The organism is Neisseria sp. P0021.S007 (genome assembly GCF_051956855.1).
This window is the reverse complement of record NZ_JBQCXA010000413.1, coordinates 1-753: the sequence shown is the minus strand read 5'-3', so window position 1 is coordinate 753 and position 753 is coordinate 1. Positions and strand designations below refer to the sequence as shown.

Here is a 753-nt window from a genome sequence, read left to right as displayed (position 1 = left end):
CGAGTGAAGGATACACCTACAAAACTGATTTGTATAGATGAAACTAAATATAGATAACAAATTGAGAATAAAAGTAATTTATTTTTTAAAGAAAGACTGAAGCAGCCTGCCGCCTGAATTGAAGGCAAGAAAAACAGCCCGTCTTGATTAGGCAAGACGGGCTGTTTGGAATCTGGCAGAGAGGAAGGGATTCGAACCCTCGATACGCTATTCACGTATACACGCTTTCCAGGCGTGCGACTTAAACCACTCATCCACCTCTCTGTGGAATTAAACATATTTTGCTGTCTGATATTGTAGCTTAATCAGACAAATAAATCTATTCAATAAAAAATCCGGATAAGCCGGATAATTGATTTGGTGCCCAGGAGAAGACTCGAACTTCCACACCCGTGAGGATACTAGCACCTGAAGCTAGCGCGTCTACCAATTCCGCCACCTGGGCAATCAGGATGGAGATAAGCAAAGCGTCAACCAAAAGACTTGGTGCCCAGGAGAAGACTCGAACTTCCACGCCCGTGAGGACACTAGCACCTGAAGCTAGCGCGTCTACCAATTCCGCCACCTGGGCTTTGCTTTATTTCCTGTTTTGCGTTACAGTGATTGACTATTTCGCAAAGAAGCGGTCATTATATATTTTAGAAAAAGAATGTCAACCAATAAAATGAACAAAAATATTAAATCTTTAAATTTACGAGAAAAAGACCCGTTTTTGAAACGGGAGAAACAACGTTACGAACATCCGCTGCCAAG

Annotated in this window: 3 tRNA genes; all 3 read right to left on the bottom strand. The window is 42.0% G+C overall.

Annotated elements, in window-relative coordinates:
• Positions 1–173: 173 nt before the first annotated feature.
• Positions 174–264, bottom strand: a tRNA-Ser gene (locus ACTHUR_RS13720).
• Positions 265–358: 94 nt separating this feature from the next.
• A tRNA-Leu gene (locus tag ACTHUR_RS13715) sits at positions 359–445 on the bottom strand.
• A 39-nt stretch (positions 446–484) separates the two neighbouring features.
• Positions 485–571 (bottom strand) — tRNA-Leu (locus ACTHUR_RS13710).
• Positions 572–753 lie beyond the last annotated feature (182 nt).